This window comes from Thauera sp. JM12B12 (genome assembly GCF_039614725.1).
Taxonomy (GTDB): Bacteria; Pseudomonadota; Gammaproteobacteria; order Burkholderiales; family Rhodocyclaceae; genus Thauera.
Genome location: NZ_CP154859.1, coordinates 588,440 through 615,390, shown reverse-complemented (window position 1 = coordinate 615,390; position 26,951 = coordinate 588,440). Strand labels below are relative to the sequence as shown.

Below are 26,951 nucleotides of genomic sequence, written 5' to 3'. Positions count from 1 at the left end.
CGCTGGCAGCCGGCCTTCCAGGGCTCGTGCTCATGCGCCAGCCGGCGGCCGCGCCAGCTTGCGCTGCAAGGTGCGTCGGTGCATCTGCAGCGCGCGCGCGGTCGCCGAGATGTTGCCGTCGTGCTCGGCGAGCACGCGCTGGATGTGCTCCCACTCGAGCCGGTCCACCGACATCGGCGCATCGGGCACGCGGTCCTCGAGCACGACCTCATCGGCACGCAGCGCGCGCACGATGCTGTCGACGTCGGCCGGCTTGGCGAGGTACTGGATCGCGCCGAGCTTCACCGCATCGACTGCGGTGGCGATGCTGGCGTAGCCGGTCAGCACCAGGATGCGCGCACCGGGACTGGCGTCGAGCAGCGGCCGTATCAGCTTCAGTCCCGACTCGCCGCCGATGTTGAGGTCGAGCACGACGAACTCGGGTTCGTGGTCGCGCGCCAGCTCCAGCGCAGCTTCGCCGTCGGTGGCGCCGTAGGTGTCGAAGCCGCGCTGGCCGAGCGCGCGCGCCAGCACCTTGTTGAACGCCGGGTCGTCATCGACGACCAGCAGGCAGGGGGCGTTGTCGACGGTCATCGGGCGTCCTGTCGGGGAATCAGCATGCGCGCAATCGTGCCACCGCCGGACCGGGAACGGAACTCCAGGCGGCCGCCGTGGTGCTCGATCGCGGCGTGCGCCAGCATCAGCCCTACCCCCATGCCCTGGGCGTGGGCGCCGAGGGGCGCGTGGCGGGCAGCCTCGGCGCGCGCAGGCTCGAGCCCCGGCCCCCGATCGCTCACCGCGATCACGATCATCCCTGCCTCCGCGCCGGCCCCCGCTTCCACATCCAGCTCGACCGCAGCGTCCTGCCGCCCGCTGCGCGCGTTGGCATTGGCGGCGTTGTCGATCAGGTTGTGCAGGGCCTCGCCGAGCGAGGCATCGGCGACGATGACCGCGCCGAGGGCGGCCGCCGCGTCCGGAATCTCCAACCTCGCCCCCGGCCGCAGGCGCCGCCAGCGCTCGGCGACCGCGCGCGCCCACGCCGGCGCATCGACCGCCCCGCCACCCTCGGCCCGCTGCTGGCCAGCCTCGCGCGCGAGACCGTTGAGGATGTCGCGGCACTGCTCGACCTGCGCACGCATCAGGGCCAGGTCCTCGTGGACGTCGGCAGGCAGTTCGGCGCGGGAGGCGAGCTCGTCCGTCAGGATGCGCAGGGTGCCGAGCGGGGTGCCGAGGCGGTGCGCGGCCCCGGCGGCGAGCTTGCCCAAGCCCACCACGTAGGCGTCCCGCGCACGCGCGGCATTGAGCGCAGCCAGCTCTTCGTCGCGGCGCGCCAGTTCGCTGTTGAGCCGCACGATGAACCACACCACCGTCGTCGCCGCAAAGGCGAAACTGATCCACATGCCCGCAAGGTGCCAGTAGTTGGCCTGCTCGCCGTCGGCCAGATGCACCGGCAGATGGAAGCGCCACAGCAGCGAATAGGCGATCACGGCAAGCCCCGCCAGCAGCCAGGCCTGCGCCGCCGGAAGGATCGACGCCCCCACCGCGACCACCGGCAGCAGCAGCGAGATCGCCGGGTTGGTGACGCCGCCGGCGAAGTAGAGGAAGGCGGCCCATGCCGTCAGGTCGACCACGAGCTGCAGGAAGGCGCCCCAGCGCCCGACCAGCCAGCGCGCCACGCCGCCGAGCAGGGCCAGGTTCACCGCGAGCAGGCACAGCGTCACCCCGGCGAGCGGCGCCACCGGCTGCGATGGCGCCAGCCACGGGAACACCACCAGGCTCATCAGCGCCATGGCGCCGAGCGAAACCCAGCGCAGCTGCAACAGCCGGCTGCGATCGGTACGCACCGCGCTCAGTGCGGCCGTGGGCATCGCCGCCGCCGGCGGGCTGTCGGAAAGGGATGCCTCGGCATCCGCTGCGCGCTGCTTGGAGTTCATGACGGACCGGAGTGGGGGTGATTCGGCAAGCTTGCAACTTTGCCTTATGTCAAGGTTTTGCGGACGCCCGCTTCCTAGAATCCAGGTGCGACAAAACGTCACAGGACACATTGTCACAGGTCGCCGGCACGCATCGACAGCCAGCGCGAGGGGCGCCCAGGCGCGCAGCCGGTCCTGTGGGAATCGATCACACCAGCCTACGGGAGCAAGCACCATGAATGACGCAAAAATGAATCCGGTCGACGCCATGCCCGACCCGAGCCGCCGCAAGTTCTTCAATACCGCGGCGCTGGCCGGCCTGGCTGGTGCCGGCCTGTCCGTCGGCCTGTCGGCGTGCAACAAGGAAACCCCCGCGCCCGCCGCCGCGCCTGCGGCGGCCCCCGCGCCCGCCGTGGCGGCGAGCGCAGAGCACAGCTCGGTGCACCTGAAGCCGGGCGAACTCGACACCTACTATGGCTTCTGGAGCGGCGGCCACACCGGCGACTTCCGCGTCCTCGGCCTGCCCTCCGGCCGCGAGCTGCACCGCGTGCCCTGCTTCGTCCCCGACGCGCTGGTCGGCTGGGGCGTCACCAATGAGTCGAAGGCGGTCATGGGCACCAAGCCCGACGGCAGCCTGCGCTATACGGTGGGCGACACCCACCACACCCATGCCTCCTACAAGGATGGCAACTACGACGGCCGCTACGCCTGGATCAACGACAAGATCAACAGCCGCATCGCCCGCATCCGCCTCGACTACCTGGTGTGCGACAAGATCACCGAGCTGCCCAACGTGCAGGGCTTTCACGGCATCTTCCCGGACAAGCGCGACCCGGTCGATCCCGCGATCAACTACACCACCCGCGTGTTCTGCGGCGCCGAGTTCCACACCCCGCTGCCCAACGACGGCCGCGACATCGACTCGCCGGAGAAATACCGCGCGCTCTTCAGCTGCGTCGACGCCGAGACCATGGAAGTGCGCTGGCAGGTGCTGATCGACGGCAACTGCGACCTCGTCGCCACCTCGTACGATGGCAAGCTCGCGGCTTCGAACCAGTACAACACCGAGGGCGGCTACCACTACGAAGGCATGATGTCGGCCGAACGCGACGCCTGCATCTTCTTCAACATCGCCCGCATCGAGCAGGCGGTGAAGGACGGCAAGTTCACCACCTTCGGCGCCTCCAAGGTGCCGGTGGTCGATGGCACCAAGGCCTCGAACGCCGACCCGAAGACCGCGCTGGTGGCCTACGTGACCGTGCCGAAGAACCCGCATGGCGTGAACGCCAGCCCCGACGGCAAGTACTTCATCTGCGCCGGCAAGCTGTCGCCCACCGCCACCGTGATCGAGCTCGCGAAGGTGCTCGAATGGTTCGACGGCAAGCTCGACGACCTCGACAAGGCCATCGTCGCCGAGGTCGAGATCGGCCTCGGCCCGCTGCACACCGCCTTCGACGGTCGCGGCAACGCCTACACCACGCTGTTCCTCGACAGCCAGATCGTTAAATGGAATGTGGACGCCGCAATCAAGTTCCACGCCGGCGACAAGAACGCGCAATACGTGGTCGACCGCCTCGACGTGCATTACCAGCCGGGCCACATCAACGCCTCGCAGTCGGAGACCATGTTCGCCGACGGCAAGTGGCTGTGCGTGGGCTGCAAGTTCTCGAAGGACCGCTTCCTGCCGGTCGGCCCGCTGCACGCCGAAACCGAGCAGTTCGTCGACATCTCGGGCGAGAAGATGGTGCTGGTCGCGGATCACCCGGTTCGCCCCGAGCCGCACGACTTCATCATCTTCAAGCGCGAGCTGCTGCAGCCCAAGCAGGTGTACAACATCGACGAATTCCCGCTCGCGGTGAAGGACTCGAAGGAAGCCGGCGTGTTCCGCGACGGCAACAAGGTCACCGTGAAGATCACCTCGCTGGCGCCCGCCTTCGAGCCGCGCGAGTTCAAGCTCAAGCTCGGCGACGAGGTCACCATCATTCTGACCAACCTCGACAAGATCGAGGACCTGACGCACGGCTTCGCCATTCCGAAGTACAACGTCAACTTCATCTGCAACCCGCAGGAGACCAAGTCGGTCACCTTCAAGGCCGACAAGCCGGGGGTGTTCTGGTGCTACTGCACCCACTTCTGCCATGCGCTGCACCTCGAGATGCGCAGCCGCATGATCGTCGAAGCATGACCTCGACATAGCATGAGGAACGACAGGGGGCTGCGGCCCCCTGTCGCTTTTACGGGCTCGTCATTCAGCGTCCGCCAGCAACAATTGATACGAAACAAATACATCGCTGCCGGGCCCTTCTAGACTCCATCACAATCCCCTTATGGAGTGCGCCATGAAGTTGTCGTCCGCATTGCGCGGCGCCCTGTCCTCGCTGATTCTCGTCGCCGCCGCCGTCCTCGCCACGACGGCCGCTCCGGCCCGCGCCCAGTCCGCCTACGAGGCCGCACTGCCGGCGGAGCTGAGCACCTCGCCCGCCCTCTGCGCCTACGTACCCTGCGCCGAGGTGCTGCCGGGCGCGACCAGCTTCTCCGAACGCAAGGGCCAGCCCCCGTACGTCGAGGCCTATGCCGAAGAGAACGGCCAACGCAAGCTGGTGGGCTACGTCATGCTGTCCACGGACATCACCGACACCCCGGCCTACTCCGGTAAGCCGGTGGTCACGCTGATCGGCATGGACACCGCGGGCCGCTTCGTCGGCGTCAAGATCCTCAAGCACTCCGAGCCCATCCTGCTGCTGGGCATTCCGGAAAGCGCACTGATCGGCTTCAACAAGCAGTACCTGGGCAAATTCGTTGGCGACAACATCGAGATCGGCCGCTCCCGCCCCGACGAGGACATCATCGGCCTCGACGCCATCTCCGGCGCCACGGTGACGGTGATCGCGCAGAATCAGGTCATGATGACCTCGGGCGCCGCGGTCGCGCGCCAGGTCGGCATCCTCGAGCCGACGATCCGGCCTCAGGCACGCTTCGCCGATGGCGGGCGCACCCTCGACTGGGCGACGCTGGTCGCCGAGGGCGCGGTCCGCAACCTGAAGGTGATGCCCGAGCAGGTCGGTCTGCAGCGCGGCGCGACGCCCTTCATCGATCTCTGGTTCGGCTACCTGAACCACCCGGAGATCGGCCGCTCGGTCCTCGGCGAAGCCGGCTGGCGTTCGCTGATGGCCCGGCTGCGCGAGGGCGAGCACGCCCTGTTCGTGATCCGCACCGGCGGCAACGAGTCGTTCAAGGGCTCGGGCTTCGTGCGCGGCGGCATCTACGATCGCGTACAGATCCGCCAGGGCCAGGATGCCTTCACCTTCCGCGACCTCGACTACCTGAACCTCTACGGCGTCAGCGCCGCCGGCGCGCCCGCGTTCAACGAGTCGGCGATCTTCATCGTGCGCTCGCCCGCGTTCTCGGGCGCCTTCCCGTGGAAGTTCATCTTCCTCGGCAACCGGGTCGACCGCGAGACCGGCGCCCGGACCTTCGCGAACTTCGACACCGAGTACTGGCTGGCGGACCGCCACCTCGAGGGCGGCCGGCCGGAGGTGATCAAGCCCGATGCACCGTGGGTGAAGGTGTGGAAGTCGCGCGCGCTCGAGATCGGCCTGTTCGCCGCCCTGCTGGTGGCCGTGACGATCGTCTACGCCAGGCGCGACGTCCTCACCCGGCGCTCGACGCGCAAGAACAAGTGGCCGGTCAATGCCTTCAAGTACGCCTTCTGGGTGATCAGCATCGGCTTCGTCGGCTTCGGCCTGCTCGCCCAGCCCTCGATCACCCAGGTGCTGACCTGGTTCCACTCGCTGCTGTTCAAGTGGGAGTGGGAGCTCTTCCTCACCGACCCCTTCATCTTCCTGTTCTGGATCTTCATCATCCTCACCACCTTCGTGTGGGGGCGCGGCCTGTTCTGCGGCTGGATGTGCCCGTTCGGCTCGCTCTCCGAGCTGATCTACAAGGTCGCGGGCGCGATCGGCCTCAAGCGTTTCCAGTTCGCCCTGCCGATGAAGTGGCACAACCGCCTGAAGTGGATCAAGTACTTCGTGTTCTTCGCCCTGCTCGCGGTGTCGGTGTTCTCGATGGGGCTGGCGGAGATGCTCGCCGAGGTGGAGCCGTTCAAGACCACCTTCCTCGTCGGCGTGTTCAACCGCGCCTGGCCCTACACCCTGTTCGTGGCGGTCCTGCTCGGCCTGTCCATCTTCATGGAGCGGCCGTTCTGCAAGTATCTGTGCCCGCTCGGCGCCTCGCTCGCGATGCCCTCGACCTTCCGCTGGTTCGGGCTCAAGCGCAAGCAGGAGTGCAACAGCTGCAAGGCCTGCGCGGTGGGTTGCGGTTCGCTCGCGATCGACGAGCACGGCCGCATCGACCATCGCGAGTGCATGCACTGCCTCGACTGCATGATCCTGTACACCGACGAGCATGCCTGCCCGCCGCTGGCGCAGGAGCGCAAGCGCCGCACCAAGGCCGGCCTGCCGCTGACGCCGATCGGCAGCGACGGCTACTACATCCCGATCAAGCCGGTGCCGGCCGCCAAGGCCTGAGCGCCGCCCATCGACGAGGACCGCATCATGATCGACCCCCGCAGCATGACCGAACCGGTGACCCCGCCCTACAGCGGCGGCAGCGCCCTGGCGCGCATCGGCGCCGAGATCTGGGACCACCTGTGGCCCTGGAGCCGAAACGGCTTTCAGCGCCAGCGCGCGATCCAGGCCGCGGGCCTGGCGCTCGCGCTTGCCGCCACCCTGGTCTGGGTGCTGGCCGCGATGGGCAACAATCTCGCACCTGGCGTGATCATCGGCTGGTGGTTCGGCTGGAGCGTATTCGAGGTTGTGGTGCGCCTCGGCGCCAAGCCCTACGTGAAGGAGGGCCCGTGGTGGGGCCGGCGCTACCGCAAGGCGAGCGTGATGGACATGACCTGCTATGTCGGCTTCAAGAACCTGCTGATCGGCGCCGCCCTGTTCCTGACCCTGAAGAGCCTGGGGCTGATCCAGATCTGAGCACGCGCCGCCCCCGCTCACCCGCGCCGCCCCCGGGCGGCGCCGTTCTTTGCGCACCCCGCGCCGCAGCCGGGACCGCTTCACCTAGATCAAGTACCGCTGCGACATTGGGCCGCATACTCTGACCCAACCTGGATCGTCTGCCGAGCAATGCCCCATCTCCTTCACCTCCTTCGCGCCCTCGTCGTCGCAAGCCTGTTTGCCGCGCTGGCCGCTCCGGCCGCAGCGGAGGTGTGGCGGGTCAAGGCGGGGGAATCGATCCAGGCCGCGATCGACCGCGCCGCGCCGGGCGACACCATCGAGGTCGAACGCGCGCGCTACGTCGAGAACCTGCTCATCACCAAGGCGCTGACCCTGCGCGGCATCGACCGCCCCACCCTCTCCGGCGGCCTGCGCGGCGACACCATCCGCATCAAGGCCGAACGGGTCACGATCGAAGGCCTGATCATCGCCGACTCGGGCGCCAGCCTGCGCGACCAGAACGCGGGGATCTACGTGTGGCCGGGCTCGCACCACACCGTGGTGCGCAACTGCGACTTCTCCTACACCCTCTTCGGGCTGTGGATCGAGCAGTCGAACGACGTCCTGATCGAGGGCAACCTGATCACCGGCAAGCGCGAGCTGCAGTCCTCGCAGCGCGGCAACGGCATCCAGCTCTACAACACCCGGCGCGCGCAGATCATCGGCAACAGAATCAGCTTCGTGCGCGACGCGCTCTACGTCGATGTCTCGCACGATGCCGTGTTCCGCGACAACCGCCTGCACCACAGCCGCTACGGCACGCACTACATGAACGCCTACGACAACCTGTGGGAAGGCAACCACAGCTGGCTGAACCGCGGCGGGCTGGCGCTGATGGAGGTGCGCCGGCTCACCGTGCGCAACAACCGCGCGTGGGCCAACTCCGACCACGGCATCATGCTGCGCACCATCCAGGATTCGGTGATCGAGAACAACGTGGTCGCGGGCAACCAGCGCGGCTTCTTCATCTACGACGCCGAATACAACGTGCTGCGCGGCAACCAGGTCATCGACAACGTGGTCGGCGTGCATCTGTGGGCGGGCTCGAAGAACAACGAGGTCGAGGGCAACGACTTCATCGCCAACCGCGAGCAGGTGCGCTACGTCGGCGCCCGCGACCTGCCCTGGGGCGTCAAGGAAGGCAACTACTGGAGCAACTATCTCGGCTGGGACCGCAACGGCGACGGCGCCGGCGACGTGCAGTACGAGGCCAACGACATGGTGGACCGCCTGACCTGGCGCCACCCGATGATGAAGCTGCTGCTGGCGAGCCCGGCGGTGCAGACCTTGCGGCTGGTGGGGCAGCAGTTCCCGCTGCTGCGCGCACCGAGCATCGTCGACCCCAAGCCGCGCATGCAGCCGCACAACCCCGACTGGAGCCAATGGCGTGGCCGACATTTCCCCCGCCCCAACTGAGCCGTCGCAGCCCGGCGCCCTGCCGGTGATCGTCGCCCGCGGCGTGCGCAAGCACTATGGCAGCATCCACGCGGTCGACGGCGTCGACCTCGACGTGCACGAAGGCGAGCTGTTCGGCCTCATCGGCCACAACGGCGCCGGCAAGAGCACGATGTTCAAGATGATGCTCGGCCTCATCCCGGCGAGCGCCGGCGAGATCCGCATCGACGGCGCACGGGTCGAAGGCGGCGACTTCCGCGCCGTGCGGCGCAAGATCGGCTACCTGCCCGAGAACGTCGTGCTCTACGACAACCTCACCGGCGCCGAGACCCTGGACTTCTTCGCTCGCCTCAAGGGCGTGTCGCCGGCCGGCAACGGCGCCCTGCTCGAGCGCGTGGGCCTCATGCATGCCGCCCGGCGGCGCGTGCGCGAGTACTCCAAGGGCATGCGCCAGCGCCTCGGCTTCGCCCAGGCATTGCTCGGCAAGCCGCGCATCCTGTTCCTCGACGAGCCCACCACCGGCCTCGACCCGGAGGCGATCCGCGGCTTCTACGCCATCCTGCGGCAGCTGAAGAGCGAAGGCGTGACCACGGTGATCACCTCCCACATCCTGGCCGAGATCCAGGAGCGGGTGGACCGGCTGGCCATCATGGCCGCCGGCGCGGTGCAGGCCACCGGCACGGTGCAGGCGCTGCGCGAGCAGATGGACCTGCCGCTGTGGTTCAAGGTGCGTGTCGCCGCAGAAGACTTCGAGGCCGTGCGTGCCGCGCTCGGCCACCTGCCGGTGGGGGCGATCGAGGCCCGCGACGACCACGTCGCCGTGCAGTGCAGGCGCGACACCAAGATGGCGGTGATCGCCGCCCTCGCCGCGCTCGACGGCAAGGTTCGCGACCTGACGGTGCGCGAACCCTCGCTCGAAGACGTGTTCTTCGGCTTTTCGGACTGAGGGGCGGACCATGGAGTTTTCGCAGATCGCCACGATCGCCGGCAAGGAGTTCTGGGACCGCATCCGCAACCGCTGGGTGCTCGCGGTGGCCCTGGTGTTCACCGTGTTCGCGCTGTCGATCGCCTATTTCGGCGCGGCACAGCAGGGCGCAGTGGGGTTCCGTTCGATCGAGGTCACCATCGCCAGCCTGGTCAGCCTGGTCATCTACCTGATCCCGCTGATCGCCCTCGTGCTGGGCTTCGACGCCATCGTCGGCGAGCGCGAACGCGGCTCGCTCGACCTGCTGCTGTCGATGCCGATCACCCGCCTCGAACTGCTGCTCGGCAAGTACCTGGGCCTGGCCGGCGCGCTCGCCTTCTCGACCATCGCCGGTTTCGGCCTGGTGGGGGTGGTGCTGGCGTCCCAGCTCGACCTCAACGCACTGTTCCACTACTTCGGCTTCATGCTCAGCTCGGTGCTGCTCGGCTGCGCCTTCCTGAGCCTGGCGGTGATGCTGTCGGTGTTCGCCGCCGACCGCACGCGCGCCTCCGGCCTGGCAATCGCGATGTGGTTCTTCTTCGTGCTGATCTTCGACCTGCTGGTGCTCGGCGTGCTCGTGGTCACCGCCGGCCAGTGGGGCGGCGAGGCCCTGCCCTACGCGCTGCTGCTCAATCCGGCCGACGTCTTCCGCATCCTCAACATCTTCTCGATGGACGATGTCCGCACCCTGTACGGCCTGTCGACCGTGTTCCCGCCCGCACTCGCCCAGCCCTGGCTGCTCGGTCTCGTGATGGCGGCCTGGATCGCCGGCCCGCTGGCGATCGCGGCGTGGCGCTTCCGCCGCTGATCGCACCTCAACCCGAACCGGATGGAGTGAATTCCCCATGTGCACACATCACGCCTGCCAGAGCCGGCGGCGCTTCCTGATCGCCACTGCCGCCGCCGGCCTGCTCGCCGCCTGCGGTGGCGGTGAAGGCGGCGGCCGCGGCGCCGTCGCCCCGGTCGAGATCGATGGCAGCAGCAGCTGCGCGCTCGACGGCATGCTGCTCGCCGACTACCCCGGCCCGAAGGTGCAGATGCACTACGCCGGGGTGGCGCAGCCCGACTGGTTCTGCGACACCATCGAGATGTTCAACGTCTATCTGAACCCGGAGCAGGCGCGCGCGGTCAGTGCGCTCTACGTCCAGGACATGGCCAAGGCCGAGTGGAACGCACCGCGCGGCCACTGGATCGACGCCAAGTCGGCCTTCTACGTGTTCGGCTCGAAGCGCCTGGGCTCCATGGGGCCGACCGCCGCCTCCTTCGCCCGCGAGCAGGATGCGAAGGCCTTCGCCGCCGAGCACGGCGGCCAGGTGCTGCGCTTCGACGAGGTCAAGCCCGACATGGTCGCGCTCGACGGCGGCGCCCTCCACGACCAATCGATGTGATCCGAACGAGAACCGCGATGGACCCGATTTTCGATGCCCTGCCTCCCGACGACGCCCTCGACCTGCAGCGCGTCACCCGTCTGATCTACGAAGCACGCGAGAACCGGCGCGCGGTGCTCGCCGCGATGGGCGCGACCGACGAGGCCGAGCTCCTCGCCCGCATCGCCGCCGGCAGCATCGACGCGCATCCGGCCTACGAGCATTACCTCGCCGCCCGCATCCTGGCCGACACCCACGCCAGCGCGCGCGAGCTGGTCGCCACCCGCCTCCAGGAGATCAACCGCTGATGAGCCTGCACACCCGACTGCTCGACCACGTCGCGCGCGAACACGCCGGTGCGCTGCGCGCGCCGGCGCAACTGACCCAGGACGCGCTGACCCTGACGCTGAACAACGGCGTCGTCCTCACCGTGCGCTACGCCGCCGCCGATGCATACTCCCTGCGCTGGCGCACCGGCAGCGAGGCAGACGCCAGCGAGCTCGGCATCGACACCGCGCCCACCCATCCGCAGCTCGACACCGCACCCAACCACCTGCACCGCGCCGACGGGCGTGTCGTGGCCGATCCGCTCACGCGCACCGACAACAGCCCGGAACAGAACCTCGCCCGTGTCATCGACGCGCTCGGCAGGGACCCCCTGCTGGCCGACTGCGCATGATGAAGGGGGCGGCGCTGCGCCGGGGCTTGCTGCTTGCCGGCGCGGCCGGGGCGCTGGCCACCGCCAGCGGGCTGTTCATCGACTACGGCCTGCGCGCGGGCACGAGCTTCGTGCCGCCCGCCGAGGACGTCTGCGTCGTCGCACCCAGCCGCGTCGTTGCGCCCCACCCCTACGATCCGGCCAGCGGCCTGGGCGTCCACGACCCCCGCCCGATCCCCGCCGATGCGCGCTGCCCGGTGTGCGGCATGTATCCCGCGCGTTTTCCGCGCTGGGCCGCCCAGGTCATCTTCAACGACGGCGCCGCACACTTCTTCGACTCGCCGGTGGACCTCTTCATGTTCCTGGATGCGCCGGAGCGCTTCGGCACGACACGCGCCGCCGCCGATGCGGTTGCACTCTACGTCGCCGACTTCGACAGCGGCGACTGGCTGTCCGCGCGCGAGGCGGTCTTCGTGCGCGGCTCGGCCGCGCGCGGACCGATGCGCGGCCCCGATCTGCCCGCCTTCGCCGACGCGACCGCCGCCCAGGCCCATATCGCGCAGCAAGGCGGCCAGGCACTGCGCTTCGGGCAGATCGACCGCGGCGTGGTAGCGGGCTTGCGCGATGCGACCCACGCCCAGCACCTGCACTGACCCGAGCTCGCCTCATGCGCGCGCGGCGCACATGCAAACGGGGCCCGCAGGCCCCGTCCTCGCTTGCTGCCCCCGCCGCAGCGGGGTTGCCGCACTTACTTTGACTTGGCGACCATGTAGTCGACCGCCGCCTTGACCTCGTCGTCGGTCAGCGAGGCACCACCCCCGCGCGGCGGCATCATGCCCTTGGCACCGGTGAAGCCCTCGATCGCGTGCTTGTACAGGGTCTCGTTGCCCTGCGCGATGCGCGGCTCCCACTCGGCCTTGTCGCCCGGCTTCGGCGCACCCGCCACGCCCGCTGCATGGCACAGCGCGCAGGTCTTCTTGTAGACGCTCTCGCCCGCTGCATTCGCGGGCGCCGCGGCGGGGGCAGGCGCGGGCGCTGCGGCGGGCGCGGCCGCAGGCGCGGCGGCGACAGGCGCCGGGGCCGGGGCGGCCGCAGGCGCGGCCGGCGTGCCGCTGTCGGAGCCGCCACAGGCCGCCAGCAGGACGGATGCCGCAGCGGCGATCAGGAAGGGGAACTTGTTCATGTGAAATCTCCGTTAGGTCGTGGTCCGTCGCAGGAGGGCTCTGCGAATGCCTCGCACACTAACGGCAAAATCTCACGTCGTGATTGATAGCCATCAATTCCGCGGACGGCGGCCGAACAATGCGACCGCCCCGACCCGCGCGCCGCGCCCGGTCAGCCCGGAGCGATCTGCCGCTTGGCGCGAAACTCATCGACCGCCACGTAGGTCAGCTTGGCCTCGGTCACCTTCACCACCACCGGGTTCTCGGGATTGCGCTCGGCGAACACCTCGACGTCCACGGTCACCGAGGTCTTGCCGACGTGCACGATCTCGGCGTGGAAGCTGACGATGTCGCCGACCGATACCGGCTGCTTGAAGACGAAGGAGTCCACCGCCACCGTGGCCACCCGGGAGCGCGCGACGCGCACCGCCGGAACCGCCCCGGCGACGTCGACCATCGCCATGATCCAGCCGCCGAAGACGTCGCCGGCCGGGTTGAGGTCGGCCGGCATCGGCACCACCCGCAACACCAGCTCCTTGCTCGAGGGCGGCTCGGCGCGCGGCGGCACGACCGCTCCGAGCAGGCGCTTCTCGCCCTGCGCGCTCATCGCGACATAGGTCAGGCGCGCCTCGGTGACCTTCACCACCACCGGGCTGGCCGGGTTGCGCTCGGCGAACACATGCACATCGACCGTGATCGACGACCGCCCCGTCGCCACCACGTCCGCATGAAAGCTGACGATGTCGCCGACCGACACCGGCTGCTTGAAGGTGAAGGAATTCACCGCCACCGTCACCACGCGCGAGCGCGCGCGGCGGATCGCCGGCAGCGCGCCGGCGACGTCCACCATCGCCATGATCCAGCCGCCGAAGACGTCGCCGGCCGGGTTGAGATCAGCCGGCATCGGCATCACGCGCAATGCGGGCAGCGCTTGGGGGGCAACATCTACGGCAGGACCTGTAGCTCCGACCATGAGCATCTCCAGCGGACGGGGCCGCGCGCAGCGGCGGAAAGGAAGGCCCGATCATGCCAAGAAACGCGCGCGCCGGGTTGGGCGCCGAGGTTCCGCCGCCTGCACGCCCCCCCGGACACATTCATGCGGCTGCTACGCAGGGCGCGTGATACTCTCCATTGTGCAATGCAACATTCCATCCGGCGTACTTACTGACTGCGAGGCATACCGATGGTCTCCCTGCGATGGCCGCGCCGCCGGCCCGACGCCCAACCGCCGCTGCTGAGCCTGGCCCTGCAGGGCGGCGGCGCCCACGGCGCCTACACCTGGGGCGTGCTCGACCGCCTGCTCGAGGCTGGCATCCGCATCGAGGGCATCAGCGGCACCAGCGCCGGCGCGATGAACGCGGTGGCGCTCGCGCACGGCTGGACCTCCGGCGGCGCCGAGGGCGCGCGCGCCGCGCTTGCCGGGTTCTGGCAGGCGGTGGGCGACAGCGTGCCCTTTCACATGGAGCTGCTGCACAGCCTGAACCCCGCTGCCGACGGTGCGCTGCCGACGCCGATGAGCGTGATGATGGGCTTCATGCGGCTGTTCTCGCCCTACCAGCTCAACCCCTTCGAGCTCAACCCGCTGCGCGACGTGGTGCGCGCCCAGTTCGACTTCGAGCGCCTGCGCCGCGAGTGCCCGCTCAAGCTCTTCATCGCCGCGACGACGGTGCGCACCGGCAAGGTGCGGCTGTTCCACACCGCAGAACTGAGCGAGGCCGCCCTGCTCGCCTCGGCCTGCCTGCCGACCCTGCACCATGCGGTGGAGATCGACGGCGAGCACTACTGGGACGGCGGCTTCACGGCCAACCCGGCGATCTACCCGCTGCTGTACGAGTGCGGTACGCCCGACATCCTGATGGTGCTGCTCAACCCGCTGCAACGCGACGACGCGCCGCGCAGCGCCGAGGACATCTCGGCGCGCAGCATGGAGCTGGGCTTTTCCACCACCTTCCTGCGCGAGATGCGGATGATCGCCCACGCGCGCCAGCACATCGCCGAAACCGCAGGCTGGATGCCGCTGGGGCGGCTGGAGCGCAAGCTCGTCGGTCAGCGTTTCCACCTGATCGAGGCGCGCGAACTGGCCGAGGCCGGCAGTGCCAGCAAGCTCAACGCGGCCAGCAGCTTCCTGACCGAACTCCACCGGCTTGGCCGCGCGCGCGCGGATGACTGGCTCCGCACGCATCACCGCCAGGTGGGCCGCAAGGAGACGGCGGACGTAGCCGGGCTATTCCTGTAGTCGCACAGCCTCGCCCGCTGCCCGCTCAGTCGGGCATCGCGTCGAGGCGGACGAGCCAGGGCGCACGCAGCGACTCGGGCACGAAGCTCGCCTCCAGGCTGTTGCGCGCCACGCGCTTGAGCTCGGCGCGGGTGAGGCCGAGCGCCTGCGCGGTCTGCAGGTAGTTGTGCGCGACGTAGCCACCGAAATACGCCGGGTCGTCGGAGTTGATCGTGAGCTTGAGCCCGGCGGCGAGCAGACGCCTGAAGTTGTGCTGCGCCAGCGTCGGAAACACGCACAGCTTCACGTTCGACAGCGGGCACACGGTGAGCGCGACCTGCTCGCGCGCCAGGCGCTCGACCAGCGCCGGGTCTTCCTCGCAGCGCACGCCGTGGTCGATGCGCTCGACCTTCAGCACCTCGAGCGCCTCGACGATGTAGGCCGGCGGTCCCTCCTCGCCGGCGTGGGCGACGACGTGCAGACCGAGTTCGCGGCAGCGCGCGAACAGGCGGGCGAACTTGCCGGGCGGGTGGCCCTTCTCGGACGAATCCAGCCCCACGCCGTGGATGCGCGCCAGGTGCGGCAGCGCCTCGTGCAGGGTGGCGAAGCCCTCGTCTTCGCTCAGGTGGCGCAGGAAGCACAGGATCAGCCGCGAGCTGATGCCCCAGCGCGCTTGGGCCTCGGCGCAGGCGCGCTCCAGCCCGTCGAGCACGGTCTCGAAGGCGATGCCGCGCGCGGTGTGGGTCTGCGGGTCGAAGAAGAGCTCGGCATGCACGACGCCGTCGGCGTGCGCGCGCTCGAAATAGGCGACGGCGAGATCGAAGAAGTCCTGCTCGTGGATCAGCGCCGCCGCCCCGGCGTAATAGAGGTCGAGAAAGCTCTGCAGGTCGGTGAAGGCGTAGGCGGCGCGGGTCGCCTCCACGCTGTCCCAGGGCAGCGCCACGCCATTGCGGCGCGCGAGCGCGAACATCATCTCGGGCTCCAGCGTGCCCTCGATGTGCAGGTGCAGCTCGGCTTTGGGCAGGGTGCGGACGTAGGTCTCGAGGTCCATCGCGATCTCCTTGGGGACGGTCGGCACGACTGGCATGCGCGCAGTGTACGCCGACGGAGGAGGACATGGGCAGGCCGCCGCGGCCCATCCGCGCGCGCTGCGGGCCAGCCCTTCCTTGTCGCGGATCCACGGCCGGCGCTAGCATGGCCGCCCCCGCCCCCTCGCCGGATGCTGCCGATGCCCCACCCCGTCCCGCTGCTGTCCGCCGGACAGACCGCCGCCGCCCTGCCCTATCCCGCACTCGCCGACGAGATCGCCGCCCTGCTCGCCGAGCCCGGGGTCGAGGTCCCGCCGCGCATGGTGATGCCGCTCGCCGGCCAGGGCTCGCTGTTCGTGATGCCATCGACCGACGGCAGGCTGGCGGTGACCAAGCTGATCACCTTCACGCCGGCCAACGTCGGCAGCGCGCGTCCGACCATCCAGGGCGACGTGGTGGTGTTCGAGGTCGCCAGCGGCGAGCGCCGGCTGATCATCGACGGTCCCACGGTCACCGCGCGCCGCACCGCGGCGGTGTCCCTGCTCGCCGCCCGCAGGCTGGCGCCGAAACCGGACGGCCCGCTGCTGATCATCGGCGCCGGCGTGCAGGGTCGTGCCCACCTCGACGCCTTCGTCGACGGCCTCGGCACCGGACAGGTCCGCATTGCCTCGCGCAGCCCGGCGAGCGCGCGCGCGCTGATCGACCATGCGCGCAGCCGCGGCCTGGATGCCCAGCCCGCGTTCGACCTGCGCCGCGCGCTCGACGAGTGCCCGCTGGTGGTCACCGCGACGCCGGCGAGCGGCGTGGTGCTCGACGGCACGCCGCGCGCGGACGCCTTCATCGCCGCGGTGGGCGCGTTCACGCCGCAGATGGTGGAGCTGTCGCCGGCGCTCTGCCACGACATCGCCGCGCGCGGCGCCATCGTGGTCGACACCCGCGACGCCGACCACGAGGCCGGCGACCTGCTGCAGGCCGGCATGGACGTGAAGGCGATTCCCGAACTCGCGCGGGTGATCCGCGAGGACTGGCCGCGTCCGCAGGGGCCAGTGCTGTTCAAGAGCTGCGGCTGGGCCGGCTGGGATCTGGCCGCAGCCCGCCTCGCGCTGCACGCCGCGGGCTGAGTTTCACCCGCGCAAGGAGCGGGCGCTGCGCCGACTATTCCGGACGCCGCAGCGCCCGCCACGCCAGATACGCTCCGACCGCGATCAGCGGCAGCACCACGCCGGGCTCGGTGAAGGCGTGGATGAGGGCGTTGAGGAATCCGTCGGTGCCATGGGTGTGGCCGGGATGGGCGAGGGCGGTGCCGGAGGCGGCCAGCGCCAGCGCGGAGGCGGTCAGCGTGCGGAGCGTGTTCATGGTCGATGTCCCTGTGGTCTGGATGATGCGGTGATCTGCGCGCTCAGGCCGCCGCGGCGACGAGCAGGCCCTGGCGCTCGATGAAGTCGATGATCTCGGCAAGCCCCTGACCCGTCTTCTGGTTGGAGAACACGAAGGGCCGCGTGCCGCGCATCTTGCGCGCGTCGCGGTCCATGACCTCGAGTGAGGCGCCGACCAGCGGCGCGAGGTCGATCTTGTTGATCACCAGCAGGTCGCTGCGGGTGATGCCGGGGCCGCCCTTGCGCGGGATCTTGTCGCCGGCCGAGACGTCGATGACGTAGAGCGTGAGGTCGGAGAGCTCGGGCGAGAAGGTGGCCGCCAGGTTGTCGCCGCCGGACTCGACGAAGACGATGTCCAGCCCCGGAAAGCGCGCGTTCAGGCGGTCGACCGCCTCGAGGTTGATCGAGGCGTCCTCGCGGATCGCGGTGTGCGGGCAGCCGCCGGTCTCGACGCCGATGATGCGCTCGGGGGCGAGCGCCTGGTTGCGCACCAGGAACTGGGCGTCCTCGGCGGTGTAGATGTCGTTGGTGACTACCGCGATGTTGTAGCGGTCGCGCAGCGCCAGACACAGCGCCAGGGTGAGCGCGGTCTTGCCCGAGCCGACCGGACCGCCGATGCCCACGCGCAGCGGGCCGCGCGCCGAGGCGGGGAGCGCGCCGGCCGGGGCGCCAGAGGGGGCGGAATGCGTCGTCATGATCTGAACAACCTCGTGTATTGGGTTTCGTGCCGGCTGCTGGCGATTGCCAGGCCAGGGGTGTAGTTGCTCCAGCGCGCCTCGGGCAGCTGCAGCGCGGACTCGACCAGCGCCGGGATGCGCGCGCCGAGCCCGGCGAGCAGGCGCTGCCCGGCGCTCTGACCGAGCGGCACCGCCTTCACCGCCGCCATCACCTGGTTCTCGGCCCAGGCCCACAGGTAGGCGGCCAGCGCCTGCTCGGCGGCCACCTGCCAGGCTGCGGCGGCGGCCGACCAGGCGGTGGGAAAGCACGGCGTGTCGATCGCCAGCAGGCGGGGGCGCCAGCCGGGCAAGGCGGCGAAGGCCTCGAGCTCGGCGAGCAGCTTCACCAGCGACCAGCCCATCTGCACCGTCTCGGCGCGCAGCTCGGCGGTCTCGCGGCTGGCGAGGAAGTCCGCGTTGAGGCGCGCGACCTCGCCGTCGTCGCCTGCACGCCAGGCCGCGAGCTGGCGCGCCAGCAGCGGCGCCTCGAAGCGCGCCAGGCTCCACGTCAGCACGTCGCCGATCCACGCCGCGGCGTCGGCTTCGCCCCGCACCGCGCCGCTCTCCACCACCCACTCCAGGCCCTGCGAGTAGGTGTAGGCGCCCACCGGCAGCGCCGGACTGGCCAGCTGCAGCAGGCGCAGCAGAGGAAGCAGGCCGGAGACCGTGGGCGCGGGCCCCGTGGGAGCGGGCTTGCCCGCGAATGCGGCGCGCGAGCACGCAACGTTCGCGGGCAAGCCCGCTCCCACAGCGCGGCGCTCGATGACAGTCGCCTCGCTCGCTCCGGCGCTGCCTGGTGCCGGCGGCGACCAGGAGATGGCGGCGGCGCTCACTGCCCGGCCATCAGGTGAATGCGCGCGCCGCTGCCGTCGCCCGGGTGCTGGTGGCCGGGCGCGTAGGCGCCGGCCTCGGGCTCGAAGGGCGCGCGCAGCGAACTCACCAGCGCGCCCAGGCCCACCAGCATGCCTTCCAGCACGTGGTCGGCCTGCAGGCGCAGCCAGTCGCCGCCGGCATCGCGCCCGACCTGCACGGCGACGTGACGGTTGCCGAGATGGAAGGCGGCGCGCGCAAGCTCGGTGGCCGTCGCGCAGCGCGCCTCGAGCAGATCCTCGGCGGCGGCGCGTACGACGACGATGCGGCCGTCGCTCGCGCGCAGCTTCTGCCCGCCGCGCAGGATGGTGCCGCGCGGCAGGAACAGGCCGATCTCCACGCCCGACGCGAGCCGGGTGCGCAGGCGGCTCTTGGTACGGGCGTTGAAGTCGAGTTCGAGCGTGTCGGCTGGCGGCAGCTCGCCGTGGTAGAGGGCTTCGATCAGCAGCACCGCGGGCGCCGGCGCGGACGTCGGGGTGGGCGTCGACATCACGAGGTCGGCGCGGCTGTCATGGGTCATCTGCATGGTCGGGGAACTCCGGTGGGTCGGGTGCGGGGCGTGTCGCGCAGGCGGTGGCCGCGCCCTAGAACAGGAAATAGCGCTGCGCCATCGGCAGCAGCTCGGCAGGCTCGCAGGTCAGGTGCTCGCCGTCGGCGCGCACGATGTAGGTCTCGGCATCGACCTCGATCTGCGGCGTGGCGTCGTTGAGCACCATGTCGGCCTTGCTCACCTTGCGGCAGCCCTGCACCGCCACCAGCGGCTTGTGCAGCCCGAGCGCGGCGACCTCGGCGTTGTGCAGCGCGGCCTGCGACACGAAGGTCACCGCGGTCTTCACCGCCTTGCCAAAGCTGCCGAACATCGGCCGGTAATGCACCGGCTGCGGCGTGGGGATGGACGCGTTGGGGTCACCCATCGCCGCCGCGGCGATCATGCCGCCCTTGACGATCAGGCTCGGCTTGACGCCGAAGAAGGCCGGCCGCCACAGCACCAGGTCGGCGAGCTTGCCGGGCTCGATCGAGCCCACCTCGTGCGCGATGCCGTGGGTGATCGCCGGGTTGATCGTGTACTTGGCGATGTAGCGCTTGACGCGGAAGTTGTCGTTGGCGGTGCTGCCCTCGATCACCGCGACCGCATCGGGCACCGCCGCCGCGGCGCTGCGTTTCGGCGCCAGCCAGCCGCGCTGCAGCTTCATCTTGTGCGCGGTCTGCCAGGTGCGGATCACCACCTCGCCCACCCGGCCCATCGCCTGCGAGTCCGACGACATCATCGAGAACGCGCCGGTGTCGTGCAGGATGTCCTCGGCGGCGATGGTCTCGCGCCGGATGCGCGACTCGGCGAAGGCCACGTCCTCGGCGATCGCGGGGTCGAGGTGGTGGCACACCATCAGCATGTCGAGGTGCTCGTCGATGGTGTTGATGGTGTAGGGCCGCGTCGGGTTGGTCGAGGACGGCAGCACGTTGGGCCGGCTGATCGCCTTGATGATGTCCGGCGCGTGACCGCCGCCCGCGCCCTCGGTGTGGAAGGTGTGGATGGTGCGGCCCTTGAACGCCGCCAGCGTGGTCTCGACGAAGCCGGACTCGTTGAGCGTGTCGGTGTGGATCGCGACCTGGATGTCCATCTCGTCGGCCACCGTCAGGCAGTTGTCGATCGCCGCCGGCGTCGTGCCCCAGTCCTCATGCAGCTTGAGCCCGATCACCCCGGCCTGCACCTGCTCCTTCAGCGGCGCGGGCAGGCTCGCGTTGCCCTTGCCGAAGAAGCCGAGGTTCATCGGAAAGGCCTCGGCCGCCTCCAGCATGCGGTGGATGTGCCACGGCCCCGGCGTGCAGGTGGTGGCGAAGGTGCCGGTCGCCGGCCCGGTGCCGCCGCCGAGCATGGTGGTGACGCCCGACATCAGCGCCTCCTCGATCTGCTGCGGGCAGATCCAGTGGATGTGGCTGTCGATGCCGCCGGCGGTCAGGATCATCCCTTCGCCGGCGATCACCTCGGTGCCGGCGCCGACCGGGATGGTGACGCCGGGCTGGATGTCCGGGTTGCCGCCCTTGCCGATGCGCCAGATGCGGCCGTCCTTCAAGCCGACGTCGGCCTTCACGATGCCCGTCACCGCGTCGACGATCAGCGCGTTGGTGATGAGGGTGTCGGCCACATCGGCCGACACGCACTGGCTCTGGCCCATGCCGTCGCGGATCACCTTGCCGCCGCCGAACTTCACCTCCTCGCCGTAGATCGTGAAGTCGTGCTCGACCTCGATCACCAGCTCGGTGTCGGCCAGCCGCAGCCGATCGCCCACCGTGGGGCCGAACATCTCCGCATAGGCGCGGCGCGAAATTTCCGCCATCACAGTGCTCCCATCACGAGTCCGTTGAAGCCATAGACCTCGCGCTCGCCGTCGAGCGCCACCAGCTCGACGGTGCGCGACTGCCCGGGCTCGAAGCGCACCGCGGTGCCCGCGGCGATGTTGAGCCGGAAGCCGCGCGCCGCGGCGCGGTCGAAGTCCAGCGCGGTGTTGGTCTCGGCAAAGTGGTAGTGCGAGCCGACCTGGATCGGGCGGTCGCCGGTGTTGGTCACCACCACCGTCAGCGTGGCGCGGCCGACGTTGAGCTCGATGTCGCCATCGGCGACGAAATATTCTCCTGGGATCATCTGTTCCTTCCCTCAGCGTCATGACGCCTGAATCAGGCGCGACAAGGTAGCGATCGTCATGTCGGGTGTTTGCGGCGCAGGCGAGGACTGTCCGAGCCCGCAGGGCGAGTTCCGCAGCCTGCAGAGCAAATGCCCGGCGTGGCGGTCGCGGGCAGCACGCACGAACTCAGCCCGCCCCGAACTCAAACGATCGGGTTGTGCACCGTGACCAGCTTCGTCCCGTCCGGAAACGTCGCCTCCACCTGGATGTCCGGGATCATCTCCGCCACCCCCTCCATCACCTCCTCGCGCGTCAGCAGCGTCGCGCCGTAGCTCATCAGCTCGGCCACCGTGCGCCCGTCGCGCGCGCCCTCGAGGATCGCGCAGGTGATCAGCGCCACCGCCTCCGGGTAGTTCAGCTTCAGCCCGCGCGCGCGCCGGCGCTCGGCCAGCAGGCCGGCGGTGAAGATCAGCAGCTTGTCCTTCTCGCGTGGTGTCAGTTCCATCTCCGTCCCTTGTCAAGCGCAGCGCCCGGCGCTGCGGCACAGCTCATGCAGCCCCTCAGGTACTCCAGATGCGCGGCCGCTGCATCGACCGCCCCGCCACCACCGGCCGCGCCGCAGCCCACAGCTGCGTCAGCCACGCCCGCCCGGGCTCGCAGGCCGGTCCCAGCCAGCGCGCTACCAGCAGGCCGGGCAGCAAGGTCACCGCGCCGCTGCCGGCCGGCGGCGCAATCGCGCGCCAGGCCTCGAGCAGCGCAGCATCGCAGGCCGGCGCCGCAACCAGCAGGCTCGCGCTCACCGGCTGGCCCTGCAGGCCCGGCGCGGCCTCGAGCAGCGCACTGCCGCCGCCCAGCACGCCACGCTCCAGCCACAGCGGGCGGCCATCGCGCGTGATCCGCGTGCGCAGGGCGAGCTCTCCGCGCGCGAAACGCTCGCCCGCGCCGGTGCGGCCGAGACAGATCATCTCGGCACCGACGAAGACCGCCGATCCGGCGAGCGCGACCTCGGTGTCGAGTTCGCCGAGCGCGGCGTCATGGACGATGCTCTCCTGCGGCAGGAACTCGCACACCGCCCCATCTGCCAGCCGCAGTTGCTGAGTGAGGCGGCCATGCGCGCCTGCGCTGCGGTACCACTTTCCCGCACCCGGGGTGGTGAGCAGCACGTGGGCGCACGGGCCGAGCTCGAGCGTCAGCGCCAGGCGGTCGCCACCGGCGATCCCCGCAGGCGGATGCACCAGGATCACGTGGCAGACCGCGTCACCCTCGGGATACAGCGGCTTCTGCACCACCAGCGGACCGCGGTGCGCACGCTCGACGAGCACGCTGCGTCCGCCGCGGCGCTCGAAGCGCAGGCGCAGCTCGGCCGGCCAGCCGGTGCGGGCGGCGGAATCAAGATCGGGGATGAGGGGCTCGGTGACCGCGTTCATGCGACAGCGCAAAGCAAGGCTCGGGCCAGCCCTTGCGCCGGCGAACTCATCCGGCTGATTCGCCGACGCTTTCCAGTGGCGCGGGCGCGCCCGCGGCACGCTGCGGCAGGCGCGCGGCGCGCGGAAGCGATCGCACGCGCGCACGCGCCGCACCATCGCGGTGCGCACGCGCAGGCCCGCACCAGGGCGGTGCATGTACCCTCGGACGCCCTGCATGATCAGCGCGCGCGCAAGCGCTGATCGTGGCCCGCCGCGGGCGCCGGCGCGTCAGCGCAACAGTGCGGGCGGCGGGGCCGCGGGCGCGTCGGGCGGGGTGCCGACACGCAAGGCCGCAGCGCCCTCGGCGGGCGGCGCCGGCATGGGCTCCCACAGCGCGCGATAGGTGGCGCTGTAGTCGAGCAGCTTCTCGGCCATGCGGTCCACGTGGTCGGGCGCCCGTGGCGCGCGCACCGGGCCGATCGCCGAATAGCCCAGCCCCGCCCGCCCGTCCTTCACGTGCAGGCCGATGAGGTCGAGGAGGGTGGGCAGCATGTCGAAGTGCGTGATCTCGCGCGTGTTGGCCTTGAGCTTGGGATCGTCGTTGATGAGCAGGTTGAACACCCGGCGCTCGGGGTTGGTCACCAGCTTGTCGTAGGAGGTGTTGCCCATGGCGAGGTGATCGCCCTGCACCACGATCGCGACGCGGTCGAGCCAGCCGCGGGCGATGATGTACTCGACGAACTCGGCCACCAAGTCGGCCGTGCACTCGACGATGCCCTCGAAATCCTGATGACCGCGGCGCGCGCACTCGGGCGAGAGATGCCCGTAAGGGTGATGGGTGTCGACGGTGAGCACGGTGAGGTTGAAGGGCTTGCGCGTCTTCATGAGCTGATCGAGCTCGACGCGCGCGCGGCGGAACAGGTCGTCGTCGCGCAGGCCCCAACCGCTCATGCCTGCCGGCGGCTCGCCCGCGGCGATCCACTCCTCGCGCCCCATCACCCGGCTGTAGCGATGGTCGCGGAAGAACTTGCCGACACCGGCGAAGGCGAGACTCGAGCCGTTGAGGAAGACGTTGCGATAGCCGTGGTCGGCGAGGATGTCGCCGAGGCAGCGCGCGCCCGGCAGGTAGCGTTCGACCTTCTCGCCGACGTCGTTGCCACTGAACATCGCCACCGACTTCAGCGGCAGCCCGCACTGGGTGGACACCAGGCTGGCAATGGTGAAGTGCGCCCCCATGAGCTCACGATAGCTGTCGAAGGACACCACGCCCGGCAAGGCCTTGAACGCGTTGAGCCGCTGAAGCAGGTCGCGACCGAAGAGTGCCGGATCGGAATAGGTGTTCTCCAGGCTCTCGACGTAGATCAGCACCAGGTTCTTCGGCGGCTTGCGTCCCCGCTCGAGGGTGATGCCCGCAGGGTCCACATAGGCGTCGGCGAAGTAGTCCTCGCCGAAATAGCCGCGCACATAGCGCGCAACCGAAAAGCTATCGACGAAGAAGGCGACGCCGGCGCCCAGAACCACCAGCGGTACGATGCGCGGCAGGGTGTGGTGTGCGGCGTGGCGCAGCATCGACAGCAAGCGCTGCCAGGCGAGACGCAGCCATGGCCGCGGCCAGGCCTCGGGGTGGCCGCGCAGGTAGCGCACCCAGGCGTCCAGCCCCCACAGGCACAGCGCCAGCACGAGCGGCAACGCCAGCCCGCGCCAGAGGAAGCGGTCGATGATCTCGGGGTCGCTGGTCAGCACCCCTTCGGCGCCGAAGCGCAGGTGGTAGAGCACCTGGTCGATGCTGACCCGGCCGAACTCTTCGTGCAGCCAGCGGGGAATCGCGTACAGCAGACAGCCGGCCAGGATGGCCAGGAATCTGAGCAGTTTTCCGACGCCCATGCAGTCCCCGCAGAAACAAACCCCGGAGCGATCCACGACCGGACGCTCTCACGGGGTGCGCAATGGTACTGCAACGCCTCTGCAACAAAAGCGGCATTTGTCACCACGTGTAGCGAAACGCTGCCGCCGGCGCGCCTGCCGCAAGGAACCCGTCCGAACCGTGACGATCGGGACGGGCGTCGTGAAGCGCGCGCTTATTGCTGCGTCGAGCGCGCGATCAGCACGGCCATCTTCGGGTTCTGCCGCGCCACCTCCTGCGCGAGCTCGGCCTTGGCACGCTGACCGCCCTCCTCGGTATTGAGGATGATCAGATCGCAGCGCAGCTGCTCGGCGAGATCGACCACCGCCCGGCCGCGGCCGAACAGCGTCGCGGTCAGGATCTGACCCTCGGCCGGGACGCCCTGCGCGTTGACCTCGTTTACGTACTCTTGCAGGTTCGCCACGTGCTTCGGATCGATCGCCTTGTCGGTCTGGCCGACTTCGGCGGACAGGACGTGCTCCGGCGCCAGATACACCAGATGGACCTTGGAGCCGGTCAGCGACACGAACTCGGACACGCGGGCGCGGGTCAGCGTGTTTCCGGTGTGATCGACCACCGCCATGATGGTGCCGTAGAGGCGGGACTTGCCTGCGGCCACGGCAGCGGCCGGCGCGGTGGTCGGCGCCACCGCCTGGGCGACCGTCGCGGCCTTGCTCTTCGGAATGATCAGGGTGAGGACCAGGCCGATGAGGCTGATGCCACCCAGCACGTAGAAGATGCTGTGCAGTTCGCCGGCGAACTTGACCGCCAGGAAGGCGCCGAAGATCGGGCCGAAGATGCCGCCGATGCGGCCGAAGGCAGCCGTCCAGGCGACCCCCGCGCCACGAACGTTGGTGCGGTAGTAGTTGGCGGCGAGGCCGTAGATCAGGGTCTGCGTGCCCGAGGTGCCCAGGCCGGTGATCGCGATCGTGAGCAGCAGCAGGGCCACGACGACCCCGCTGACCTCTGCGAGCTGCTGCACTTCGCCGGCCTTGGCGACCGCCGGCACGTCGATGGTGGCGGCGAGCAGGCCGATGGCACCCATGGCGAGCGCGCCGACCAGGAAGCCGAGCGCGACGATGCGCTGCGGGCTGTGCTTGTCGGCGAGGGTTGAGCCGTACAGGGTACCCACCATCGCGCCGGCGTTGAGCACCAGCAGCAGTGCCAGCGAGCCGTTCTGGCCCATGATCGGCAGCATGATCTTCGGCAGCCAGGTGTTCAGCGAATAGACCAGCAGCAGGCAGAAGGCCGAGACGAAGCCGATGACGATGGCCGGCACGAGATACACGGTGAACAGACCGGCCCAGCCCGCACGCGCATCCGAGGCATGGGCGGCCGCGCTCTGCTGCGGCTTGATCTCGGCCTCGGGAATGGGCACGCCGGTGCGCTCGGACACCTTGCGGGCTTCGTCCAGGCGGCCGCGCGCGGCCAGCCAGGCCACCGACTCGGGCAGCTTCCAGATCGCCAGCGGCAGCAGGGTCACCAGCGGCAGCGCGCCGAGCAGGAACATGCCGCGCCAGCCGATGATCGGCAGCAGGAAGATCGCCAGCAGGGCCGACAGCAGCGAACCCAGCGGAATGCCCGCATAGGTGAAGGCGGTGGCCAGGTTCTTCTTGCCCGGGGGGGCGAACTCGGCCGCCATCGCACCCGTGGTGCCGGCCAGCGCGCCGACACCCAGGCCAGTGATGAAGCGCCAGATGCCGAAGGCGGTGACCGTCTCGGTCATGGCCGACACCGCCATGCCGATCGAGAACCAGGCGATGGAGGCGATCATCACCTTGCGGCGGCCGATGAGGTCGCCCAGGGTACCGGCGACGAGCGCGCCGAGCATCATGCCGATCATCGCGTAGGAGCCCAGCATCCCGGCCTCCTGCGGCGTCAGCGCGCGGTCGCCGATCCACTTGGCGGCGTCCGGCCCCATGAAGCCGGGGAGGACGGCGCCGTAGACGACGAGGTCGTAGCCATCGAAAACCAGGCCGACAAAGGCCAGGGCGATCACCCAGAAAACGGTGCTGCGCCGCTTGCGCGTCATTTCCGGGCTTTCCATCGGAATGTTCGAACTCAAGGTTGTGCCTCTCTACTGGAAGAGTTGGTGAATGAAGGGATCTGGGAGACTGAAAGGGAAATTCGAGATTTCCCTCTTCAGCGGAAGACGGGCCTGGAGGTTCGCGGTCAGTCCGCGGGCATGCAACAGGGCTTGCAGTGATGCGCTGCGGGAACGACAAGGCGCGCCGGCGCGACGTGGTCGGCGCGACCGCCCAGCTCAGGACGTCCGCGTATCCGTGAGGGGCATGAGTGGCGCACTGCGGCCCGCGCCGCTACGACGGACCGCAGGTTATGGCGCGATCAGCGGCGCCAATATCCAGCTACTGCA

27 protein-coding genes and 1 pseudogene are annotated in these 26,951 nt (G+C 69.7%); 12 read left to right on the top strand and 16 right to left on the bottom strand.

Annotation, left to right across the window (positions count from 1 at the left end; genetic code table 11):
• Positions 1–30: 30 nt before the first annotated feature.
• Complete coding sequence (locus tag AAG895_RS02670; protein ID WP_345794021.1) at positions 31–573, bottom strand: response regulator transcription factor; 543 nt, start codon at positions 571–573, stop codon at positions 31–33.
• Positions 570–1,913 (bottom strand): ATP-binding protein, encoded by a 1,344-nt coding sequence (locus AAG895_RS02665; RefSeq protein WP_345794020.1) that lies wholly within the window; start codon positions 1,911–1,913, stop codon positions 570–572. Before AAG895_RS02665 ends, AAG895_RS02670 begins: the two co-directional genes overlap by 4 nt.
• A 214-nt stretch (positions 1,914–2,127) precedes the next feature.
• Here AAG895_RS02665 and nosZ point away from each other — a divergent pair, with 214 nt between their 5' ends.
• From nosZ to AAG895_RS02615, 10 genes are all read left to right on the top strand, one after another.
• A complete protein-coding gene (gene nosZ / locus AAG895_RS02660; protein WP_345794019.1) occupies positions 2,128–4,077 on the top strand; it encodes a TAT-dependent nitrous-oxide reductase in 1,950 nt (649 codons plus the stop codon).
• A 154-nt stretch (positions 4,078–4,231) separates the two neighbouring features.
• Positions 4,232–6,418 carry a 4Fe-4S binding protein gene (locus AAG895_RS02655; RefSeq protein WP_345794018.1) on the top strand — a complete coding sequence of 729 codons (2,187 nt, stop codon included), beginning with the start codon at positions 4,232–4,234 and terminating at the stop codon, positions 6,416–6,418.
• 27 nt (positions 6,419–6,445) lie between these two features.
• Positions 6,446–6,874, top strand: coding sequence for a transcription regulator (locus AAG895_RS02650; protein ID WP_345794017.1), 429 nt, complete (start codon positions 6,446–6,448; stop codon positions 6,872–6,874).
• Between the two features lie 150 nt (positions 6,875–7,024).
• Complete coding sequence (locus AAG895_RS02645; protein ID WP_345794016.1) at positions 7,025–8,311, top strand: nitrous oxide reductase family maturation protein NosD; 1,287 nt, start codon at positions 7,025–7,027, stop codon at positions 8,309–8,311.
• Positions 8,283–9,236, top strand: a complete 954-nt coding sequence (locus AAG895_RS02640; protein WP_345794015.1) for an ABC transporter ATP-binding protein — start codon at positions 8,283–8,285, stop codon at positions 9,234–9,236. The genes AAG895_RS02645 and AAG895_RS02640 overlap by 29 nt, the downstream gene beginning before the upstream one ends.
• Before the next feature lie 10 nt (positions 9,237–9,246).
• Positions 9,247–10,062, top strand: a complete 816-nt coding sequence (locus AAG895_RS02635) for an ABC transporter permease subunit (RefSeq protein WP_345794014.1) — start codon at positions 9,247–9,249, stop codon at positions 10,060–10,062.
• A 37-nt stretch (positions 10,063–10,099) separates the two neighbouring features.
• Positions 10,100–10,642, top strand: a complete 543-nt coding sequence (locus tag AAG895_RS02630; protein ID WP_345794013.1) for a nitrous oxide reductase accessory protein NosL — start codon at positions 10,100–10,102, stop codon at positions 10,640–10,642.
• A 17-nt stretch (positions 10,643–10,659) separates the two neighbouring features.
• Positions 10,660–10,929 (top strand): hypothetical protein, encoded by a 270-nt coding sequence (locus tag AAG895_RS02625; protein WP_345794012.1) that lies wholly within the window; start codon positions 10,660–10,662, stop codon positions 10,927–10,929.
• Positions 10,929–11,300: a hypothetical protein gene (locus AAG895_RS02620; RefSeq protein ID WP_345794011.1), complete on the top strand. Its 372-nt coding sequence runs from the start codon at positions 10,929–10,931 to the stop codon at positions 11,298–11,300. The genes AAG895_RS02625 and AAG895_RS02620 overlap by 1 nt, the downstream gene beginning before the upstream one ends.
• On the top strand, positions 11,297–11,932 hold the full coding sequence (locus AAG895_RS02615; RefSeq protein WP_345794010.1) for a nitrous oxide reductase accessory protein NosL: 636 nt from the start codon (positions 11,297–11,299) through the stop codon (positions 11,930–11,932). Before AAG895_RS02620 ends, AAG895_RS02615 begins: the two co-directional genes overlap by 4 nt.
• 95 nt (positions 11,933–12,027) lie before the next feature.
• Here AAG895_RS02615 and AAG895_RS02610 read toward each other — a convergent pair whose 3' ends face one another.
• The 3 genes and pseudogenes from AAG895_RS02610 to AAG895_RS02600 all read right to left on the bottom strand — a co-directional run.
• On the bottom strand, positions 12,028–12,462 hold the full coding sequence (locus AAG895_RS02610; RefSeq protein WP_345794009.1) for a c-type cytochrome: 435 nt from the start codon (positions 12,460–12,462) through the stop codon (positions 12,028–12,030).
• A gap of 152 nt (positions 12,463–12,614) precedes the next feature.
• The gene (locus tag AAG895_RS02605; protein WP_345795357.1) at positions 12,615–12,953 is read right to left on the bottom strand and encodes a hotdog domain-containing protein; all 339 of its coding nucleotides are present in this window, start codon (positions 12,951–12,953) and stop codon (positions 12,615–12,617) included.
• A 72-nt stretch (positions 12,954–13,025) separates the two neighbouring features.
• Positions 13,026–13,352, bottom strand: a pseudogene (locus AAG895_RS02600) (acyl-CoA thioesterase); the annotation flags it as partial.
• A gap of 273 nt (positions 13,353–13,625) precedes the next feature.
• Between AAG895_RS02600 and AAG895_RS02595 the strand changes: the two are divergent.
• On the top strand, positions 13,626–14,678 hold the full coding sequence (locus AAG895_RS02595) for a patatin-like phospholipase family protein (protein WP_345794008.1): 1,053 nt from the start codon (positions 13,626–13,628) through the stop codon (positions 14,676–14,678).
• A 25-nt stretch (positions 14,679–14,703) separates the two neighbouring features.
• Here the strand turns inward: AAG895_RS02595 and AAG895_RS02590 are convergent, their stop codons facing one another.
• Complete coding sequence (locus tag AAG895_RS02590; protein WP_345794007.1) at positions 14,704–15,708, bottom strand: adenosine deaminase; 1,005 nt, start codon at positions 15,706–15,708, stop codon at positions 14,704–14,706.
• Between the two features lie 177 nt (positions 15,709–15,885).
• Here AAG895_RS02590 and AAG895_RS02585 point away from each other — a divergent pair, with 177 nt between their 5' ends.
• Positions 15,886–16,806 carry a delta(1)-pyrroline-2-carboxylate reductase family protein gene (locus AAG895_RS02585; RefSeq protein WP_345794006.1) on the top strand — a complete coding sequence of 307 codons (921 nt, stop codon included), beginning with the start codon at positions 15,886–15,888 and terminating at the stop codon, positions 16,804–16,806.
• Between the two features lie 34 nt (positions 16,807–16,840).
• On the opposite strand, the gene AAG895_RS02580 is transcribed toward AAG895_RS02585, so the two are convergent.
• From AAG895_RS02580 to AAG895_RS02535, 10 genes are all read right to left on the bottom strand, one after another.
• Positions 16,841–17,041 (bottom strand): HupE/UreJ family protein, encoded by a 201-nt coding sequence (locus tag AAG895_RS02580; RefSeq protein ID WP_345794005.1) that lies wholly within the window; start codon positions 17,039–17,041, stop codon positions 16,841–16,843.
• 43 nt (positions 17,042–17,084) lie between these two features.
• Positions 17,085–17,756: an urease accessory protein UreG gene (gene ureG, locus AAG895_RS02575; protein WP_345794004.1), complete on the bottom strand. Its 672-nt coding sequence runs from the start codon at positions 17,754–17,756 to the stop codon at positions 17,085–17,087.
• The gene (locus tag AAG895_RS02570) at positions 17,753–18,433 is read right to left on the bottom strand and encodes an urease accessory UreF family protein (RefSeq protein ID WP_345795356.1); all 681 of its coding nucleotides are present in this window, start codon (positions 18,431–18,433) and stop codon (positions 17,753–17,755) included. The genes ureG and AAG895_RS02570 overlap by 4 nt, the downstream gene beginning before the upstream one ends.
• A 173-nt stretch (positions 18,434–18,606) precedes the next feature.
• Entirely contained in the window at positions 18,607–19,173 is a 567-nt protein-coding gene (gene ureE / locus AAG895_RS02565) for an urease accessory protein UreE (RefSeq protein WP_345794003.1), read from the bottom strand.
• Positions 19,174–19,231: 58 nt separating this feature from the next.
• The gene (gene ureC, locus AAG895_RS02560; RefSeq protein ID WP_345794002.1) at positions 19,232–20,983 is read right to left on the bottom strand and encodes an urease subunit alpha; all 1,752 of its coding nucleotides are present in this window, start codon (positions 20,981–20,983) and stop codon (positions 19,232–19,234) included.
• A complete protein-coding gene (locus tag AAG895_RS02555; RefSeq protein WP_345794001.1) occupies positions 20,983–21,288 on the bottom strand; it encodes an urease subunit beta in 306 nt (101 codons plus the stop codon). Before AAG895_RS02555 ends, ureC begins: the two co-directional genes overlap by 1 nt.
• Positions 21,289–21,470: 182 nt before the next feature.
• Positions 21,471–21,773, bottom strand: a complete 303-nt coding sequence (ureA, locus tag AAG895_RS02550; RefSeq protein WP_345794000.1) for an urease subunit gamma — start codon at positions 21,771–21,773, stop codon at positions 21,471–21,473.
• A gap of 55 nt (positions 21,774–21,828) precedes the next feature.
• Positions 21,829–22,695 carry an urease accessory protein UreD gene (locus AAG895_RS02545; protein WP_345793999.1) on the bottom strand — a complete coding sequence of 289 codons (867 nt, stop codon included), beginning with the start codon at positions 22,693–22,695 and terminating at the stop codon, positions 21,829–21,831.
• A 267-nt stretch (positions 22,696–22,962) separates the two neighbouring features.
• Positions 22,963–24,558, bottom strand: a complete 1,596-nt coding sequence (locus tag AAG895_RS02540; RefSeq protein WP_345793998.1) for a sulfatase-like hydrolase/transferase — start codon at positions 24,556–24,558, stop codon at positions 22,963–22,965.
• Positions 24,559–24,752: 194 nt separating this feature from the next.
• On the bottom strand, positions 24,753–26,624 hold the full coding sequence (locus AAG895_RS02535; protein ID WP_345793997.1) for an MFS transporter: 1,872 nt from the start codon (positions 26,622–26,624) through the stop codon (positions 24,753–24,755).
• Positions 26,625–26,951: the final 327 nt, after the last annotated feature.

Excerpts from the sequence above, each read along its gene's own strand:
- AAG895_RS02655 (WP_345794018.1), top strand. The coding sequence starts at position 4,232 with ATGAAGTTGTCGTCCGCATTGCGCGGCGCCCTGTCCTCGCTGATTCTC.
- AAG895_RS02665 (WP_345794020.1), bottom strand. The coding sequence starts at position 1,913 with ATGAACTCCAAGCAGCGCGCAGCGGATGCCGAGGCATCCCTTTCCGAC.
- AAG895_RS02545 (WP_345793999.1), bottom strand. The coding sequence starts at position 22,695 with ATGAACGCGGTCACCGAGCCCCTCATCCCCGATCTTGATTCCGCCGCC.
- ureE (WP_345794003.1), bottom strand. The coding sequence starts at position 19,173 with ATGCAGATGACCCATGACAGCCGCGCCGACCTCGTGATGTCGACGCCC.
- ureC (WP_345794002.1), bottom strand. The coding sequence starts at position 20,983 with ATGGCGGAAATTTCGCGCCGCGCCTATGCGGAGATGTTCGGCCCCACG.
- ureA (WP_345794000.1), bottom strand. The coding sequence starts at position 21,773 with ATGGAACTGACACCACGCGAGAAGGACAAGCTGCTGATCTTCACCGCC.
- AAG895_RS02635 (WP_345794014.1), top strand. The coding sequence starts at position 9,247 with ATGGAGTTTTCGCAGATCGCCACGATCGCCGGCAAGGAGTTCTGGGAC.
- AAG895_RS02535 (WP_345793997.1), bottom strand. The coding sequence starts at position 26,624 with ATGGAAAGCCCGGAAATGACGCGCAAGCGGCGCAGCACCGTTTTCTGG.
- AAG895_RS02625 (WP_345794012.1), top strand. The coding sequence starts at position 10,660 with ATGGACCCGATTTTCGATGCCCTGCCTCCCGACGACGCCCTCGACCTG.
- AAG895_RS02620 (WP_345794011.1), top strand. The coding sequence starts at position 10,929 with ATGAGCCTGCACACCCGACTGCTCGACCACGTCGCGCGCGAACACGCC.
- AAG895_RS02650 (WP_345794017.1), top strand. The coding sequence starts at position 6,446 with ATGATCGACCCCCGCAGCATGACCGAACCGGTGACCCCGCCCTACAGC.
- AAG895_RS02645 (WP_345794016.1), top strand. The coding sequence starts at position 7,025 with ATGCCCCATCTCCTTCACCTCCTTCGCGCCCTCGTCGTCGCAAGCCTG.
- AAG895_RS02580 (WP_345794005.1), bottom strand. The coding sequence starts at position 17,041 with ATGAACACGCTCCGCACGCTGACCGCCTCCGCGCTGGCGCTGGCCGCC.
- AAG895_RS02555 (WP_345794001.1), bottom strand. The coding sequence starts at position 21,288 with ATGATCCCAGGAGAATATTTCGTCGCCGATGGCGACATCGAGCTCAAC.
- AAG895_RS02630 (WP_345794013.1), top strand. The coding sequence starts at position 10,100 with ATGTGCACACATCACGCCTGCCAGAGCCGGCGGCGCTTCCTGATCGCC.
- AAG895_RS02590 (WP_345794007.1), bottom strand. The coding sequence starts at position 15,708 with ATGGACCTCGAGACCTACGTCCGCACCCTGCCCAAAGCCGAGCTGCAC.
- AAG895_RS02670 (WP_345794021.1), bottom strand. The coding sequence starts at position 573 with ATGACCGTCGACAACGCCCCCTGCCTGCTGGTCGTCGATGACGACCCG.
- AAG895_RS02610 (WP_345794009.1), bottom strand. The coding sequence starts at position 12,462 with ATGAACAAGTTCCCCTTCCTGATCGCCGCTGCGGCATCCGTCCTGCTG.
- AAG895_RS02540 (WP_345793998.1), bottom strand. The coding sequence starts at position 24,558 with ATGGGCGTCGGAAAACTGCTCAGATTCCTGGCCATCCTGGCCGGCTGT.
- ureG (WP_345794004.1), bottom strand. The coding sequence starts at position 17,756 with ATGACGACGCATTCCGCCCCCTCTGGCGCCCCGGCCGGCGCGCTCCCC.
- AAG895_RS02615 (WP_345794010.1), top strand. The coding sequence starts at position 11,297 with ATGATGAAGGGGGCGGCGCTGCGCCGGGGCTTGCTGCTTGCCGGCGCG.
- AAG895_RS02605 (WP_345795357.1), bottom strand. The coding sequence starts at position 12,953 with ATGCCGGCCGACCTCAACCCGGCCGGCGACGTCTTCGGCGGCTGGATC.
- nosZ (WP_345794019.1), top strand. The coding sequence starts at position 2,128 with ATGAATGACGCAAAAATGAATCCGGTCGACGCCATGCCCGACCCGAGC.
- AAG895_RS02595 (WP_345794008.1), top strand. The coding sequence starts at position 13,626 with ATGGTCTCCCTGCGATGGCCGCGCCGCCGGCCCGACGCCCAACCGCCG.
- AAG895_RS02585 (WP_345794006.1), top strand. The coding sequence starts at position 15,886 with ATGCCCCACCCCGTCCCGCTGCTGTCCGCCGGACAGACCGCCGCCGCC.